Annotated in this window: 13 protein-coding genes (1 of these 13 running past the window's edge); 7 read left to right on the top strand and 6 right to left on the bottom strand. The window is 26.5% G+C overall.

Features of this window, described 5'->3' with window-relative positions; genetic code table 11:
* Positions 1-42 precede the first annotated feature (42 nt).
* The 4 genes from BLT70_RS10205 (at position 43) to BLT70_RS10225 (ending at position 4,137) form a co-directional block, all read left to right on the top strand.
* A complete protein-coding gene (locus BLT70_RS10205; protein WP_157691885.1) occupies positions 43-2,196 on the top strand; it encodes a DUF4838 domain-containing protein in 2,154 nt (717 codons plus the stop codon).
* A gap of 19 nt (positions 2,197-2,215) precedes the next feature.
* Positions 2,216-2,740, top strand: a complete 525-nt coding sequence (locus BLT70_RS10210; protein WP_091894102.1) for a DUF1573 domain-containing protein — start codon at positions 2,216-2,218, stop codon at positions 2,738-2,740.
* A 31-nt stretch (positions 2,741-2,771) separates the two neighbouring features.
* On the top strand, positions 2,772-3,146 hold the full coding sequence (locus tag BLT70_RS10215) for a LysM peptidoglycan-binding domain-containing protein (protein WP_091894104.1): 375 nt from the start codon (positions 2,772-2,774) through the stop codon (positions 3,144-3,146).
* Between the two features lie 388 nt (positions 3,147-3,534).
* Positions 3,535-4,137: a hypothetical protein gene (locus BLT70_RS10225; RefSeq protein ID WP_091894108.1), complete on the top strand. Its 603-nt coding sequence runs from the start codon at positions 3,535-3,537 to the stop codon at positions 4,135-4,137.
* Positions 4,138-4,175: 38 nt separating this feature from the next.
* Here the strand turns inward: BLT70_RS10225 and rlmF are convergent, their stop codons facing one another.
* The 3 genes from rlmF to bshC all read right to left on the bottom strand — a co-directional run bounded on the left by rlmF (position 4,176) and on the right by bshC (position 8,515).
* On the bottom strand, positions 4,176-5,030 hold the full coding sequence (gene rlmF / locus BLT70_RS10230; protein WP_091894110.1) for a 23S rRNA (adenine(1618)-N(6))-methyltransferase RlmF: 855 nt from the start codon (positions 5,028-5,030) through the stop codon (positions 4,176-4,178).
* A gap of 293 nt (positions 5,031-5,323) precedes the next feature.
* On the bottom strand, positions 5,324-6,880 hold the full coding sequence (locus BLT70_RS10235; RefSeq protein ID WP_091894112.1) for a LuxR C-terminal-related transcriptional regulator: 1,557 nt from the start codon (positions 6,878-6,880) through the stop codon (positions 5,324-5,326).
* 42 nt (positions 6,881-6,922) lie between these two features.
* Entirely contained in the window at positions 6,923-8,515 is a 1,593-nt protein-coding gene (bshC, locus tag BLT70_RS10240) for a bacillithiol biosynthesis cysteine-adding enzyme BshC (protein ID WP_091894114.1), read from the bottom strand.
* A 202-nt stretch (positions 8,516-8,717) separates the two neighbouring features.
* Between bshC and BLT70_RS10245 the strand changes: the two genes are divergently transcribed.
* Entirely contained in the window at positions 8,718-11,195 is a 2,478-nt protein-coding gene (locus tag BLT70_RS10245) for a M14 family metallopeptidase (RefSeq protein ID WP_091894116.1), read from the top strand.
* 210 nt (positions 11,196-11,405) lie between these two features.
* Positions 11,406-11,849, top strand: coding sequence for a hypothetical protein (locus tag BLT70_RS10250; RefSeq protein WP_091894120.1), 444 nt, complete (start codon positions 11,406-11,408; stop codon positions 11,847-11,849).
* Between the two features lie 307 nt (positions 11,850-12,156).
* On the opposite strand, the gene rpsA is transcribed toward BLT70_RS10250, so the two are convergent.
* Positions 12,157-13,980, bottom strand: a complete 1,824-nt coding sequence (rpsA, locus tag BLT70_RS10255) for a 30S ribosomal protein S1 (RefSeq protein ID WP_091894122.1) — start codon at positions 13,978-13,980, stop codon at positions 12,157-12,159.
* 242 nt (positions 13,981-14,222) lie between these two features.
* Here rpsA and BLT70_RS10260 point away from each other — a divergent pair, with 242 nt between their 5' ends.
* Positions 14,223-14,852 carry a 7-carboxy-7-deazaguanine synthase QueE gene (locus tag BLT70_RS10260; protein WP_091897613.1) on the top strand — a complete coding sequence of 210 codons (630 nt, stop codon included), beginning with the start codon at positions 14,223-14,225 and terminating at the stop codon, positions 14,850-14,852.
* Positions 14,853-15,012: 160 nt separating this feature from the next.
* Here the strand turns inward: BLT70_RS10260 and cmk are convergent, their stop codons facing one another.
* Both cmk and porQ read right to left on the bottom strand, forming a co-directional pair.
* Positions 15,013-15,702: a (d)CMP kinase gene (gene cmk / locus BLT70_RS10265; RefSeq protein ID WP_091894124.1), complete on the bottom strand. Its 690-nt coding sequence runs from the start codon at positions 15,700-15,702 to the stop codon at positions 15,013-15,015.
* A protein-coding gene (gene porQ / locus BLT70_RS10270) for a type IX secretion system protein PorQ (RefSeq protein ID WP_091894126.1) crosses the window boundary here: on the bottom strand, positions 15,703-16,083 show its 3' end. It continues 642 nt past the right edge of the window; only the last 381 of its 1,023 coding nucleotides appear in the window; the start codon falls outside the window, past its right edge; its stop codon occupies positions 15,703-15,705.

A 16,083-nucleotide genomic window follows, 5' to 3' on the forward strand; every position in this document is an offset into this window, starting at 1 on the left:
TAATTCTACCTCCATATGTTTAATAAAAGCATTTATATAATCATGATTTTTTTAAGCATTACTTCTTGTGCTCAAAAAAAAAATGCACCCTTATATTCTAAAGAACATAAAATTTATCCAAAAATAAATATTCCTCTTGCTGCAGACAAATTTGTTGAGCAAGCAGCAAATGAATTTCGTAATAATTTTAAGAAAATTACTGGTCATTCTATAGATATAGAAAGAAGTAATAGTTTAAATAGCAACTATAATTACATTGTTTTAAGAGTAAACCCTACACAAAAAGAAAATTATTGCTTTTATAAAAAAGATAATAACATAACAATACAAGCATTTGATACGCAAAATTTAGTATTTGGAATTAATGCTTTTTTTCAAAAATATACACCGCTAAAATTTAAGGATAAAACCAAAGAAGTTATAGAAAATACCATTACTAATGAAATAGAAATTCCTAATAAATTTAGCCATTGCTCTTATCCAGATTTTGAATATAGAGAACCATATTTTTCTACTAATTTTGACCCAAATTTTAGAGGTTGGAATAAAACAAATTACTTAGAATTAGAATGGGGACTTTGGGGGCATAATATATCTAAGATTCTAAAAAAACACAATTTACCAGAAACAGTTTATGCTCAATTTGGTAATAGAAGAGTTAAAAATCAGTATTGTTTTACAAGCGATAGTTTATTTAAATACGTAAATGAACATGTTAAAAATACATATGAAAGCGATCATGCATTAAACAAATACATGATTTTACCAAATGATAATAATATTGTATGTACTTGTAACACATGTAAAGCTGTAGGAAATACTACAAAAGATGCAGCGCCAGCAATATTTACTTTTTTAAATAAATTAGCTGAAAATTATAAAAACTTATCATTTTTTACAACTGCTTATGTTACTGTTAAAGAAATTCCTAAATTTAAAGCAGAACCTAATGTTGGTCTTTTTTACAGTACTATAAATATTCAAAAAGGTGTGCCTATTGAATTCTCTAAATATTATAAGAAATTTGAAAACGATATTAAAAAATGGCGTAGCTACGTTAACAACGTTTATATTTGGGATTATACCGTAAATTTTGATAATTACTTTGATATTTATCCATCAATAAGAGTAACACAACTTAACTTACAATTATACAAAAAACTTGGTGTTAATGGTGTTTTCTTGCACGGAAGCGAATATGATTACAGTGCTTTTCAAGATTTAAAAGCTACTTTATTTGCGAAACTTTTATGGAATACCAATATTAATATCGACAATGAAATTGATACTTTTTTTCATGAGAAATATCCAAAAAAATTAGCAGGTGCATTAGCCAATTATTATTCTTTTGTTAATAATTCATTTTTTATAAATAAAAAGGAATTAGGTATTTATAGCGGCATTCATCAATCCATAGAAAAATATTTAGATCCTAAATTATTTTTTAGTTTTTATGAAGAATTTGATGCTAATACAGAGAAAAACAAATATGATAAAGAGTTTTTAAAAATTGCTACTGCCCTAACCTTTCTTAAATTAGAAATAATGAGAGATTATGGCTTAGGTACTTATGGTTTTGCTACTTTAAATAAACAAGATCAAATAATTGTAAAAAATGAAGCAGCTCTTTTATTAGATAGATTAACTGCTTTTAGCAAATCTTCTAAATTAAAAACATACAATGAATTAAAATTCACCTTAGACGATTACATAAAAAGTTGGAGACAAAATATTTTTAGATATCATAAAAGAAAACATTATTTTTACAAAAAACCGTTTAAAGTTTTGTCTAAATTAGATGAAGATTATAGAGATATAAGCAAGTTAAATGATGCGGCATTTGGTCTAAAAGATTATAATACAAATTGGCTAATTTGCTCTATAGATGATTTAATATTAAAGATTGATAAAGAACAAATTAAAGAATCTAAAAAAATAACATTTTCATTTTTACAAGACACAAAACATGCTATATTTTACCCTAGTGTAATTGAAATATTAGACACTAATTATAAAGTAGTAAAAAAATTAAAACTTACTGTAGATAACACAGATTTAGCTACAAAAGAAATATCTATAGATTTACCTACAAAGTTTGATGACGAACAATTACCAAACACTTTTATCGTTAAAATAACTAAAAGCATAACAAAGGGTAAAAAAGCTTTAGCTTGTGATGAAATTATATTTAATTAAAATTTAAAAAATCACTTCAATGAAAAATATATATTTTATTTTATTAATCGCTTTGATAACGGTTTCTTGTGATTTAAGAAAACCTGATATTGACAAAGTCGAGAAAACCAAAATGGAAATTGAAGATCCAGAGCGTCACTATTATCCAATATTACGTGGTTCAGAAATTTCCACAACTTACAAAATTTATAATAGAGGTAATGCTCCTTTAATTATTTATGATGTACAAGCATCTTGTGGTTGTATTGCCCTAGATTTTCCAAGTAATTCTATTGGTAAGGATGATTTTGGCTTTATAACCTTAGATTATGACAGTGCTAAAAATATTGGTTATGTAGAATTCTATATAATGATTAGAGCAAATACAGAAAAAGAAACTTTTACAACCATTAAATTTGATTTAAATGTCGTTACTTCTGCTCATTACACACAAGATTATGAAGAAATATATTTACAGAGAAGAAAAGAAAAATTAGGTGGTGAAGTGGATGGAGATTTAACTCAACAAGGATATTATGTAGATGATGTCAAAACTATTAGATAAAAAAATTATATATTAAACAAAAATCAATAATATGAAAGCAAAATATCAAAGTGTACTAGATTTAGGTCAAGAATTAAACATTCAAAATGGTGATGTTAAAGAAGAAAACGGAAAGTTAATTGTAAAAGGAACTGCTGCTACGCAATATGAAAAAAATTTAATTTGGGATAAAATTAAAGAAATTGGAGGCGACAACCCTACAGATATTATGGCAGATATTAAAGTAGCAGACACTACAATTTTTGCAAATCATACTGTAAAAAGTGGAGAAACTTTAGGTAAAATAGCAAAACAATATTACGGTAGTGCAGGTAAATACACTGTTATTTTTAATGCAAATACAAACATCTTAAAAAACCCAGATGTAATTCATCCTGGCCAAGAATTGGTTATTCCTAATCTATAAGATTATAAAAAGATTATCTTAAAAACCGAAACAAATTGTTTCGGTTTTTTTATTTTTGACAAATAGGTAAATGTGTGTTTATTTTGTTGATGTAATAAAGCTATGAATTCAAAGAAATATTATGAAAAAAAGAACGAAAATTTTATAAATTATTGGAACGATAAAAGAAAAAATAAACATAAATATTCTTTTTTTCAAGCTTGTATTTTTATAATTCCTTTTTCTATATTTTTGGGCATTTTAAATTATGGTCTTAAAAACTTAATATCTTTAAAATTCATTTTACTTTTTAGCATTTCATTTTTTATTTATTACCTATTTACTTACTTTATCGATTTTCGCATTCACGAAAAAAGGTATCAAAAACTAAAAAAAGAAAAACAACATTTTGATCACTAACAAAAAACAATTTTATAAAGAAATTTTAAAATCGCTTGCCAAATTAATTATTGCAGGTATTTTTATTGGAGTTTTAAAAGAATATGATGCTATAATTGCCTTTATTTTACTTTTAAAAATTTTTCATAATATCTATACAGAAATTATAAAACCAAAAACAAACAAAAACTGGTTGCTTTTAATCGGGATGTTATTAACTGGTTTTGGCGGAATTGTTGGTGAAACTTGGGGTGTTTCTAATGGATATTGGGAGTATAATAAAGTTACAAGAGAGTTGCCTTTATGGTTGCCATTTGCTTGGATGTTAGCTTTTCATTACTTGTATAAATTAGAACGCAATTTAATTCCGCTTTTATCTAATCAATCGCAAAAAAATAAAATTGTTTTAGCAATAATATTAGCTTTAATATTACCCGCTTTTGGCGAAGTTATTACAATTTATTTAGGTGTTTGGACTTATTATTGGCCTTATCAACTTTTAGGCGTTCCGTTGTATGCTTTTATATGTCTGTTATTTGTACATATGTTAGTCTATTCAATTTTACATTATGTGTGCAAAAAATATAAAATCAATGATATTGTTTTTAACTAAAAAAAATTAATTCTTCATTTTTACCTTTAAAACACTTACTAAAACCGCCAACAAACAACTCTAGTAACTTTATTTCCTTGATTCATATCAATTACTTTAAACTCTTTTGCTCCTAGTTTTTTTGATGACGTTTGTAAACTTTCTACATTTTCTTTTTTAGAAACCAAACTTGTAAACCAAATACTTTGTTTAGAAAACAAAGAACTTTCATACAAATAATTATGTAAAAAGGCTTTTTCTCCTCCAGGAAACCATAATTCATTATTATTTCCAGAAAAATTTCTAACAGCATTATTACCTAAATTTTTGGTTTTTCTTCTATTAGCGCCTTGTGCTTCTTCTGCAGATTTATAAAAAGGTGGATTACACATTACAGCAGAAAATAAATCATCATCTTTTAGAACTCCTTTTAAAATTTGTTGCTCATTTAACTGTTGACGCAATTCAATTTTTGACTCTAAATTATTATCATCAATAATATCTTGTGCTGCATCTAAAGAATCTAAATCAATATCCGTAGCAACAAAATTCCAATTAAATTGAGCAACACCTAATAATGGATAAATACAAGTTGCACCTGTACCAATATCTAAAATTTTAATTTCTTTTTCTAATGATAGTAAATCTGATAAATGCAAAATATAATCTAAACGACCAGGAATTGGCGGACATAAATTTTCATCAGAAAAATGCCAAACTTTAATTTTATCAAAAGTAAAAAGCAAAGCTTTATTTAGTTCTTTTACTGCCTTTGGATCTGAAAAATTGATACTTATTGCTCCAAATTTATTTTCTAAAACAAACTCTTTTAATTGAGGATTTTTGATAATTAAATCATCAAAATTATAACCTTTATTAAATTTATTTTGTGGATGTAGGCTTTTTTCTTTCATATTTTACTGTTTAATATACTTAAATTTCAACCTTTTTTTGACTTTTTAGGTCTTTTTTACTACTTAACCTTTAATTACAATCAATATAAATAAGATATTTAAAACAATTATGTTATTAATTTACAATTAATTAAACAATTAAAAACCAATATACACACTGTACAAACATACTACATTAATACTACATTGCTTTAATAACCCAAAATGATTGATTAGATTTATATGTATATTAAAAGCCCCCAATTCTTTTAATTTCATAAATGTCATTTGAAACTTTTTCAAATGGCATTTTTTTATAAACCATTTAAAAAACCTTGAAGCGACTCCTCTAATTCTAATTTTTTCTTAATTCTATATCTTGTAGTTTCTACACTTCTAGGAGACAAATTTAAAATACTCGCAACTTCTTTACTTTTTAAATTTACAGCAACATAGGCACAATGCTTCTGTTCTGTTATAGACAAGCTTTCGCATTTTGTTATTAGTTTTTCAAAAAAATCGGGTCTGTTTTTTTCAAACTCTATTTTAAAATCTTCCCAAATTTCTTCTTCGGAAATAACTTGTTGCAAAGATCTATTAACAGAATGCATTTTAACACTTTCTATAGTTTCTTTATTTTCTATAAGTTTATCAATATTTTTTACAACATTATTAACTGCATCTTTGTAATTAGAAATTTTTAATGTTTTTGTAAATAATGTTTGTTCATTATATTTTAATAACGTGTTTATTTCTGCATTTTTTGCAATTAAACCAGAATGGACTTCTTCTAATTTATCATAATTATTGTGCAGTTTTTCATTCAATTTATCTTTTTCTTTTAAAGCAAATTTTAATTTATTAGAAAACTGATTACTTTTAAATATTAGATAAAAACAAATCAGTAAAAATAAAATACTACCAACAAGAATTAATTTTTGATTAAATATAACCGCTTTATTACTTTTTAATAATTTATCTTCTAGTTCTGATTCTGTGCTTAAAAAAGCTCTATTTAATTCGTTTTGGGATAAATTATTTAAGATTAACAATGAATCTGATGCTTTTAAATATTTATAAGCTAAATCAAAATTCTTTTGTTTTCTATTTAACTTGGCATTAGTTAAAGATATTTGTCTACTAGATTTTAAAAAATCTTCTTCTTCTTTTATAGTAGTAAGAGTGTCTGCAAGTTTATTAGTAAGTTTAGAAGCTATTAATAAATTAGCTTCTGCCAATTTAAATTTACTTAAGTTTATATTAGCTTCTGCTAAAAATATATGAAAATATTTTAATCTTGGTAATTTTGATTTACTTTTTCCTATTGCAATAATTCCTTTTTCTGCATTTATTAAAACTCTTTTCCAATCATTTTCTTCTGTATATAAACGACAAAGACTAAAATAAGTATCTACAACAAAGGTTTTATCTTTATTTAACTCGCCAAAATAAACTGCTTTATTATAATATTCTACCGATAAAGAATTTTTATTCTTACCATGATAAAAAATTCCTAAAAGATTATTAAGCGCAGTTTTAACAGCATAATCATTACAAAACTCAGCCTCGTCAACTCCTTTTTTTAGATTTCCTAAAAAATCTTCTGATTTACTTAAAGTGTATTTTTTTAATGCTCTTAAATGATTTATTTTACTTAAAATACAAGGATCTGTAAAATTAACTTTATGATTATCTATAAAAAATAATACTGGAATTAAAGGTTGAGTATTATCATGTAATTCTGAATCTAAAAAAGCTTGATCTATTTTTTCTTCTAGATTGTTAATATTTATTTCAAGACTATCTGTTTTATTTGAACAGAAAGAAAAAGTTAAAATAATTATAATTAAAGTTAGGGGCCTAAAATTCAAGTTTAATAAAAGAAAATTAAAAAATTCAACAAAAATCTAAATTTACAATGTAATTATGGTAAAATCTAGCAATAAAGGTTTTAATGACGATTTTAAAACGGAAGTAAAAAATGTTCCATATTCTAGATAATACTCAGAAAAATTACGCTGTCTTTCTTCCAGAGATTGATTTGGCAAAAGTTCATTTTGAAGTATAGTAATACGAGTAACCAAGTCTTTTTGTCTTCTTTTTTCTGCAATTAACAATCTTTTTTCGAGATTTTCTAATCCTTTTATTTGTTTTCTTTCTTGTGCATTTACTGCATTTATAAAAGAAACATCGGTTTTTTTAGCAACTTCTTTTAAATCAGAAAATTGATTTTGTAAAAATTGAATCTTCTCTTTAAAATCAGTTTTAATTTCTGAATTTTCTATTACTTTTTTTGATAGTAATTCATTCTGATTTAAAAATAATTCTTCAAACGAAATATTTAATTTTTCTAATTTAGTTGCTTGTTTTTCTGATACAATTTGTACAGAATTACGCAACAACAAAACCGGAAAAGGAATATTTACTTTCTCAAAATATGCTTTTAATTCAAACCAATAAGCCATTTCTCCTCCTCCGCCAATATAACAAAGATTCGGTAAAATTACTTCTTGATATAAAGGTCTCATAATTACATTTGGCGAAAAAGCTTTTGGATTTTTATCAACTTCTTCTAAAATTTCTGCTTTTGTAAACGTAATACTCGTGTTGTTTACTTTATAAATATTATCCTCAAAAATAATGCGTTCTCTAAAATCATTACCTAAATAAAACAAATTAATTTCTCTAGGATTTACTTGAATTTTATAATTTTTTTCAAGTTCTACAATCGTTTTAGAAACTTCTAGAAATGAAATTTGTTTTTCTAATTCTTCTTTTATATAAGGATTAAATAATTGCTTTAAACCCGCATCATCTCCATCAATAATTACCAAACCATGTTCTTTAAATAATTCATTGGCAATAAAACGAGTTGCATCCGCTAAATTAGTATGCTTTAAGTAAGCTTCAGAAAATAAATCTTTTAAAAATTGTGCGTTTTTAGAATTCCCTAAATGATTAGAGAAAACATCAAAAACATCTTGTAAACCTTCTGTAGAAAATCGGCCAACTGCTCCTCCATCTTCACGATTCCATTGTACTTTTTTACCATTAAAATTAAAATAATTTATTTCATCAAAATCATGATCTTCTGTTGCCATCCAATAAATTGGAATAAAATTTTGTTCAGGAAATTTTTCTGATAATTCTTCGCTTAAATTTATGGTAGAAATAATTTTATATAAAAAATATAAAGGACCAGTAAACAAATTTAATTGATGACCTGTTGTAATTGTAAATGTATTTTGTTGTTTTAATAACTCAATATTTTCGCTAGTTTTTTCTGATGTAACGAACGATTTATATTGTGTTTTTAAAGCATTAACCAAAGTTAATCTTGATTGTAATCTATATGATTTTTGCTTTTCTTCAATTTGATTATGAAATCCAGAAATATCAGGAAAATTATTGTAAAAAGGTTTTATGTTTTCGTTTTTCTCTAAATAATCGTGCATTGTTTTAGAGAAGAAACCTGTTTTTTGAAAAGGTATTTGTGTTACTTTCATATTTAAAGTGCACAGTTTATGTAACATTCAGGCTCTAAAGAAGAATTCATGTAGTTGATTATTTTTTTGATAAAAATACAATTATTTTAGGCTTTGTCGTAATTTGAAAAACAATCTAACAAATTTTTAACTAGATTAAGAATCATCAGTAATAAATAGTAGAAATTATTCCTTATTTTTGATATTTATATAAACTTTTTTCATGAAATTTAAATCTCTTTTATTACTTTCTTTACTAACTTTTAGCAACCTTTTTTCTCAAGAAATTAAATCACCATCAGAATTTTTAGGCTACGAAATTGGTGCTCGTTTTACAAGACATCATAAAGTAGTTGATTATTTTTTATATGTAAGCAATAAATTATCTAATGTTAAACTAGAAAAATACGGAGAAACAAATGAACAAAGACCTTTGTATTTAGCAACAATTTCATCAGAAGAAAACAGTAGTAATTTAGAAAAAATTAGAAAATCTAATTTATCTCAAGCAGGTATTTTAGACGAAAATCAAGAAAATAAAACTGCCATTGTTTGGCTTAGTTATAATGTGCATGGAAATGAAGCTTCTAGCACAGAAGCGGCAATGTTAACACTTTACGAATTGGTTACTTCCAAAAAAACGTGGTTAAAGAATACAGTTGTAATTATAGATCCTTGTGTAAATCCAGACGGAAGAGACCGATATGTAAATTGGTATAATCAAGTAAAAAGTACACCTTTTAATATTGCACAAGACGCTAAAGAACATCATGAACCTTGGCCAGGAGGACGACCAAATCATTATTTATTTGATTTAAATAGAGATTGGGTTTGGGCAACACAAGTAGAAACGCAGCAAAGAATTTCTGTTTACAATAAATGGATGCCACATGTTCATGTAGATTTTCACGAACAAGGTATTAATAGTCCTTATTATTTTGCTCCTGCTGCAGAACCTTTTCATGAAATAATTTCTGATTGGCAACGAAATTTTCAAACACAGATAGGAAAAAATCATGCTAAATACTTTGATAAAGAAGGTTGGTTATATTTTACAAAAGAAAGTTTCGATTTGTTATACCCAAGTTATGGAGATACGTATCCTACTTTTATGGGCGCAATTGGTATGACATATGAACAAGCTGGTCATTCTAGAGCTGGATTAGGAATTAAAACTGATGAAGGCGAAGTTTTAACTTTAAAAGATAGAGCAAGTCATCATTTAACAACTGGTTTATCTACAGTTGAAATTGCTGCTAAAAATGCAGAAAAATTAAACTCTGAATTTAAAAAATTCTTTGATAATAGAAACTTTGAATACAAAAGTTATGTATTAAAAAATGATAATCAAGATAAAACGAATCGATTAAAAAGATTATTAGATATACATGAAATTAAATACGAATACGCTACAAACGGAACTGTAAAAGGATATAATTACAACACACAAAAAGAAGAAAAAGCAACTATTAATGATGGCGATTTAGTAATTCATACAAATCAACCAAAAGGTAAAATGGTAAAAGTTTTGTTTGAACCAAAAGCAAAATTAGTCGATTCTTTAACCTATGATATTACAGCTTGGTCAATTCCTTATGCACATGGTTTTGATGCAATTGCATCAAAAAACAAAGTAAGTTCTACAACAAATACTACAATTAAAAACAATATAAATACTATTGATAAAAATGCGTACGCTTATATTTCTAAATGGAATAGTATTGAAGATGCTGCATTTTTAAGCGCTTTATTACAACAAAATATAATACCACGTTTTGCTGGAAAACCTTTTTCATTAGAAGGCAAAAACTATGATAGAGGTTCGTTAATCATCTTAAGAAATGATAATAGAACTGCTGATTTTGATAAAAAATTAATTAAAATTGCCAATAATCATCAAAGAAAAGTACAAGCAGTTGCAACTGGTTTTGTAGATGCTGGATTAGATTTTGGTTCTTATACTGTAAAACCAATTAACAAACAAAAGGTTGCTTTACTTTCTGGAAAAGGAACTTCTTCTTTAAATTTTGGAGAAGTTTGGCACTTTTTTGAAACTGAGTTAAAATACCCAATTACTAATTTAAATTCAGATTATTTTGGTGGTATAAATCTTTCTAAATATGATGTTTTAATTATTCCTGAAGGATATTACGGTAGCTTTCTTAGCAAAAATAATCTAGAAAAATTATCAAGTTTTATAAGTTCTGGAGGCACATTAATTACTATGGGAAATGCTGTAAATGCTTTTGCTGATAAAAAAGGATTTGCCGTAAAAAGTAAAGAAGTAAAAAAAGATACTAATAAATTTAATTTAACTCCATATGCAGATCTTGAGAGAAAAGGAGTTAAAAATCGTATTACAGGTGCAATTTTTAAGAGTAAAGTAGATGTAACGCATCCGTTAGCTTTTGGTTACAAAAGCGATTATTTTTCTTTAAAATTAAGTAGCAATTCTTACAAATATCTAATTGATGGTTTTAATGTTGCTTATTTTGATAAAGATGCTAAAAATGTTTCTGGTTACGCTGGCAGCCAAGCTGTAAAAAATATTCCGGAATCTTTATTATTTGGAGAACAACAAAAAGGACGCGGAAGTATTGTTTATTTAGTTGATAATATTTTACTTAGATCTTTTTGGAATAATGGAAAGCTGTTTTTAGCAAATGCTGTTTTTCTTTTAAATTCTGATTCTTTAAAATAAAAGTTTTTAAATTACAGTAAATTATAATGTTCGATAAAAGACATTAGATAACTTCACTGATAAAGACAAGAACCAGAATTAATTCTAAAGAACTTACAAAGTGGTTTAAAAATAAAAGGAATGCAATCTTATCTAGATAAAACTATTTAGTTATTACAAATTGAGCAAAATAGAAATGGCACTTTATACATTATATAAATTAAAGCTTGGATGATTAAAATAACAAAGAGTATTGCGAAAAATGAATCATTATCTGAAGATAAAATTATTCAAATTTTGAATTTATATTTTACTAATAAGTATAAAACAGATTGGATATCTAAAGTAAAATGTAGATTGAAAAAAATATATAGTTTTGAATCAAATGGCTGGGAAACCATTCAAAAAAAATTAACACCTATTGATTCTGGAATCATAACGATTAATGAAAATTCAATAAAATTTGAATTAATATTAATGAAACAATTTCTAATATCTGTTTTAGGTGGGATATTACTGACTTTGATACTTTGGAAAGGTTATAATATTAATTTTTCAATTTCAGTTTTAATTATAACAATTATAGAAATAATCATCTGGGCTGCAATAATTAGAATTGGAAATGAATTTTTGAAAAAAAGTTTAATAAAAATTGAAAAAACAATTAACGAATAAAAAATTACTATGACCATCTCTATGTTGTAAAAGTTTCTAAATTCGTGTTTAAATAAAAGTAAATAGCATTCTTTTTATAGTTTTTAAATAAACGTCATTACGAGAGCAACGAAGTAATCTGTTTATTAATTATGAGTTTGCCAAAGTTTAAAAAAAACAAACTTAGCAATGGCAAAAATAAAAAGATACAATGTAAATCCCGCCATTTTGGGAACGCCCAAATTATGAAACTTGCTGTATTCCATAAAAAAACCGATACAAAAATGTATCGGCTTTTAAATATTTAAAGTATAAACTTAAAGAAAAATTATTTTTTCTTTTTAGCTTTAGCTTCCATTTGTGCTTTTAAGTCTGCAAGACCTCCAATATCACCTAAAGTAGTTTTTTCTGCTTCTGCTGCTTTTTTAACTGCTGCTTTCACATTTCTTTTCTCTTGTTCTTTAAATAAAGATGTATGAGAAACTACTACTCTTCTATATTCTTTAGAAAATTCTAAAACGATAAAATTAACTTTATCACCTTTTTCTAAAGTAGTACCGTCTTCTTTTTCTAAGAATCTTGATGGTGCAAAACCTTCTACTTTATCAGCAAAAGTTACAACTGCTCCTTTATCATTCTTTTCTTTAACGACACCTTCATGAGTAGATCCTATTGCGTAAGTATCTTCATGAACATCCCAAGGGTTATCTTTAGTTTGTTTATGACCTAAGTTTAATTTTCTGTTTTCTACGTCTAATTCTAAAACTTGAACTTCTAATTTATCACCAACAGTTACGAAATCTGATGGATGTTTAATTTTCTTAGTCCAAGATAAATCAGAGATATAAACTAAACCATCAATACCTTCTTCTAATTCTACGAACACACCAAAATTAGTATAGTTTCTTACAGTACCTGTATGAGTTGAACCAACTGGGAATTTAGTAGTAATATCTGTCCAAGGATCTGGATGTAATTGTTTGATACCTAAAGACATTTTACGGTCTTCACGGTCTAAAGTTAAAATTTGAGCTTCAACTTTATCACCAACTTTCACGAAATCTTGTGCAGAACGTAAGTGAGTTGACCAAGACATTTCAGAAACGTGAATTAACCCTTCTACTCCTTGTTCTACTTCTACAAACGCACCATAATCAGCTAAAACAACAACTTCACCAGTTACTTTATCTCCAATTTTTAAGTCAGAATTTAAAGCTTCCCAAGGATGAGCAGTTAATTGTTTTAATCCTAATTGAATTCTAGATTTGTTATCATCAAAGTCTAAAATTACAACGTTTAATTTTTGATCTAATTCTACAACCTCATTTGGATGATTGATTCTAGACCAAGATAAATCAGTAATATGTACTAATCCATCAACACCACCTAAATCAACAAAGACACCATAAGAAGTAATGTTTTTAACAACACCTTCTAATACTTGTCCTTTTTCTAATTGACCAATAATTTCTTTTTTCTGTAATTCAATATCAGCTTCAATAAGCGCTTTATGAGATACAACAACGTTTTTAAATTCGTGGTTGATTTTAACAACTTTGAATTCCATTGTTTTCTCTACATATTGATCGTAATCTCTAATTGGCTTAACATCAATTTGAGATCCTGGTAAAAATGCTTCGATTCCGAAAACATCTACAATCATACCACCTCTTGTTCTGCATTTAACGAAACCGTTAACAACTTCACCAGTTTCATGTGCGTTATTAACACGTTCCCAAGCTTTAATTACTCTTGCTTTTCTGTGAGATAATACTAATTGACCAGAAGAATCTTCTCTTTTATCAACTAAAACTTCTACAACATCACCAACAGCTAAATTTTGGTTGTAACGAAACTCATTTAAAGAAATAACTCCTTCAGATTTAGAGTTAATATCAATAATTGCATCTCTGTCTGTAATTCTAATTACAGTTCCTTCAATTACATCACGTTCGTTAACAAAACCTACAGTACCAACTAAGGCTGTTTCAAATTCTTTTAATTTTTCTTCATCAACAGCTTCAATACCTTGTTCGTATTTATGCCAGTCAAAATCAGCTAAAAATTGTTGTGGATCTACAGCTGGAGTTGCTTTTTCTTGTACTTCAGTAGCAACTACTTGCTCTTCAGTGTTTTTTGTTTCTTCAGACATTTCTGAAAATAATTTTTGTATCTTTTTGTTTTTCAGATTTTTAACGATAAAACGCCAAGAGTTGTTTTATATAAATTGTATAAATTTCCTTTTATAAATCTGTTATCGTAAAAAGGAGTGCAAATTTACTAAAATCATTTGATTATTAGCAAATTATAATTAATTAATTTTTCTTTTTATTCTTGATAATCAAAAAACTACCTTTGCACTTTTAAAAACCTTTTTGGTTGATTTTAATGAAGATGGATAAAAAGACGAAAGATTTAGTAAACAGAGGCACTATGCTTCCTTTAATGGAAGAATTTTATACTATACAAGGTGAAGGTGCTCATACCGGAACAGCTGCATATTTTATAAGAGTTGGCGGTTGCGATGTGGGCTGTCATTGGTGCGATGTTAAAGAAAGTTGGAATGCAGATTTACATCCACCAACATTGGCAGATACTATTGTAGAAAATGTAAAAAAACACGCTAAAACAGTTGTTATTACTGGTGGAGAACCTTTAATGTGGTCTATGGATTATATTACAGAAAAACTTCAAAAAAATAATATTAAAACACATATAGAAACTTCTGGAGCGTATTCATTTTCTGGAAAATGGGATTGGTTTTGTTTATCTCCAAAGAAAACGAAGCTTCCTTTAGCCGAATGTTACCCTGAAGCAGATGAATTAAAAATGATTATTCATAATCTTTCTGATTTTGATTTTGCAGAAGAACAAGCTGCAAAAGTAGGAGAAAAATGTGAACTTTATTTACAACCTGAATGGAGTAAAAAAGAAAAAATGACAGAAAAGATTGTCGATTATGTTATGAAAAATCCTAAATGGAAAATTTCTTTACAAACTCATAAATACTTAAATATACCATAAACTACTTAACTTTTTTCATTAGTGCTTTATTAGATAAGCTATTTACTGCTTTACACTATATCTTTTTATGCTGAAAAAAATCAGCATAAAAAGGATGAAGCCGTCTTGAGAGAAGTAGAAAGTTTACAATCAGAGCTAAGCTTATTTAATAGCTTTTGTTTTATAAAAGTTTCTTCTCTACTAAAGTACATATTTTATTAAATTGATCTTCAATTCCCATATCAGAATTATCAAATTCAATTGCATCTTCTGCTTTTATTAATGGCGAATCTTCTCTTGTAGAATCAATTCTATCTCGTTCTTCTACATTAAAAAGAATATCTTCAAAACTAACATCATCACCTCTATCAATCAATTCCTTATAACGTCTAGATGCTCTTTTATCAGCAGAAGCAGACATAAATAATTTCAATTCTGCATCTGGAAAAACAACAGTTCCAATATCTCTTCCGTCCATAACAATTCCACCATTTACTCCCATTAATTGTTGTTCTGCAACTAATTTTCTTCTAACCTCAGAAATAGCTGCCACTTTACTTACTAACTGAGATACAGCAAGACTTCTTATTTCTTTTTCTACATTAACATTATTTAAAAACATTTCTGCAAAACCTAAAATCTTATTGAATTTAAAAGTTAATTTAATATCTTTTAATTTTGATATTAGTACTTCTTCATTTAAAACTTTTTTACTAACTAACTTATTTTTCATAGCAAAATAAGTAACAGCTCTATACATTGCACCAGTATCAACATAAATATAATTATATTTTTTTGCTAATAATTTTGCAATAGTGCTTTTTCCTGTAGATGAAAATCCATCAATAGCAATCGTAATTTTTCTTTTCATTTATCTATTATTTAAATCCAATTGTAAACTAAAAGTACTAGCATTTGTAGCCGAATGAAATTTAGAATACGCATAATTAAACTTTAAATTATTCATTTTTATACCAAATCCAACAGAAACACCACCAAAAGTTCTAATATCTTGTAGTTTTAATTCAGCCGCTCTTCTAAAATTATAACCCATTCTTAAATTTATTGCACTTTCAGGAAATAGTTCTGCTCCTAATACAAAATGTCTAAAAGTATTACTAACAAAACCAATTTCTTCTGTAGTAATATTCCCTTCTAAATCAGTAGTTTGTTCTGATGGATTCTCAACAGAAATATCCCATTTTTGTAGATTATCTAGCGTAAAATACCATTTTAAAGGAACATGTTCTAA

It is taken from the genome of Polaribacter sp. KT25b (genome assembly GCF_900105145.1).
Classification (GTDB): Bacteria; Bacteroidota; Bacteroidia; order Flavobacteriales; family Flavobacteriaceae; genus Polaribacter.